Source organism: Saccharopolyspora sp. (assembly GCF_017434145.1).
Classification (GTDB): Bacteria; Actinomycetota; Actinomycetes; order Mycobacteriales; family Pseudonocardiaceae; genus Saccharopolyspora_C; species Saccharopolyspora_C galaxeae.
On sequence record NZ_JAFRFW010001012.1, the window covers coordinates 1 to 2,025 of the forward strand.

At 70.3% G+C, this 2,025-nt stretch carries 2 protein-coding genes; both read left to right on the forward strand.

Features of this window, described 5'->3' with window-relative positions:
* Positions 1-1,263, forward strand: a 1,263-nt coding sequence (gene rpsA / locus IJH84_RS27605) for a 30S ribosomal protein S1 (RefSeq protein ID WP_295150797.1), incomplete at its 5' end; no start/stop codon positions are given.
* Between the two features lie 397 nt (positions 1,264-1,660).
* The coding region (gene coaE / locus IJH84_RS27610; protein ID WP_295150799.1) for a dephospho-CoA kinase at positions 1,661-2,025 on the forward strand (365 nt) is incomplete at its 3' end.

A 2,025-nucleotide genomic window follows, 5' to 3' on the forward strand; every position in this document is an offset into this window, starting at 1 on the left:
GAGGTGGAGGCTCTTGTCCTGCAGAAGGAGGACAAGGAAGGCCGTCTGATCCTCTCCAAGAAGCGCGCCCAGTACGAGCGCGCCTGGGGCACGATCGAGGAGCTCAAGGAGAAGGACGAGCCGGTGCGCGGCACCGTCATCGAGGTCGTCAAGGGCGGCCTCATCCTCGACATCGGGCTGCGCGGCTTCCTGCCCGCGTCGCTGGTCGAGATGCGCCGCGTCCGGGACCTGCAGCCCTACGTCGGCCGCGAGCTCGAAGCCAAGATCATCGAGCTGGACAAGAACCGCAACAACGTGGTGCTGTCCCGTCGCGCCTGGCTGGAGCAGACGCAGTCCGAGGTGCGCAGCGAGTTCCTCAACCAGCTGCAGAACGGCCAGGTCCGCAAGGGCGTGGTGTCCTCCATCGTCAACTTCGGTGCGTTCGTGGACCTCGGTGGTGTCGACGGTCTGGTGCACGTCTCCGAGCTGTCCTGGAAGCACATCGACCACCCGAGCGAGGTCGTCGAGGTCGGCCAGGAGGTCACGGTCGAGGTCCTCAACGTCGAGATGGACCGCGAGCGCGTCTCGCTGTCGCTGACGGCGACGCAGGAAGACCCGTGGCGGCAGTTCGCCCGCACCCACGCGATCGGCCAGATCGTGCCGGGCAAGGTCACCAAGCTGGTGCCGTTCGGCGCGTTCGTCCGGGTCGACGAGGGCATCGAGGGCCTGGTGCACATCTCCGAGCTGGCCGAGCGCCACGTGGAGATCCCGGAGCAGGTCGTGCAGGTCGGCGACGACGTGATGATCAAGGTCATCGACATCGACCTGGACCGCCGCCGGATCTCGCTGTCGCTGAAGCAGGCCAACGAGGGCTTCACGCCGGACTCCGAGTTCGACCCCACGCAGTACGGCATGGCCGCCGAGTACGACAACGAGGGCAACTACATCTACCCCGAGGGCTTCGACCCGGAGACCGCGGAGTGGCAGGAGGGCTACGAGACCCAGCGCGAGGAGTGGGAGCGGCAGTACTCCGAGGCGCTGTCCCGCTACGAGCAGCACATGAAGCAGGTCCAGAAGGCCGCCGAGGCCGACGCGGAAGCTGCTGCCGAGGCTGCCTCCGGCGGGGGTGGCGGCGGCGGTGCCGCTGCCGGCTCCGGCGAGGCGCAGGGCGGCGGGAACTACTCGTCCGCGGCCTCCTCGTCCGAGCAGCAGGAGGACGCGGGCTCGCTGGCCAGCGACGCGCAGCTCGCCGCGCTGCGGGAGAAGCTCTCCGGCGGCGCCTGATCCGCGCAGACCGGTCGACCCGGTACGGATAGCGCACGGCCCCGCACCTGTTCGCAGGTGCGGGGCCGTTTCGCGTCCGGTCGTTGTCGAGCTCGTGCTGCGCGGGTGGTCGCGCAGCGCAACCGCACGCTGTTTCGCTGCGAGATCTCGTCCGCGAGTAGCTCCACTAGGCGGATGAGCTGTCCTTGGGATGACCCCGGGGTGCGGGGTGTCCCCGCACGGACACCGCCTGCGAACCCGCCGGTGGTCGGGCCGCGCAGGTGGCGAAAGCGGTCGGCGCCGCAGGAGAAGCAGCCGCGGGGTGAGCGTGCGTTGCGGGGCGGGCGCGGGGAGTCCGCTCTGCGCGCCTGCGGTGCGAGCGCCGAGGCGGGCGTCGAGGACTGGCAGGATGGGCCGCATGTTGCGGGTGGGTCTCAGCGGCGGGATCGGATCGGGCAAGTCGACGGTGGCGGCGCGGCTGGTGCAGTGCGGTGCGGTGCTCATCGACGCGGACAAGCTGGCGCGGCAAGTGGTCGAGCCGGGCAGTGCGGGCCTGGCCGAGCTGGTGGATCGCTTCGGGCCGGACATCGTGACGCCGGAAGGCGCGCTGGACCGGCCGGCGATGGCGAAGAAGGTGTTCGGCGACGAGCAGGCGCGGGCCGACCTGAACGCGATCACGCACCCCAGGATCGGCGCGTTGACCGCCGAGCGGATGGCGCAGGCGCCCGCGGACGCGGTCGTGGTGCACGACGTTCCGCTGCTGGTCGAGAACGGTTACGCGCC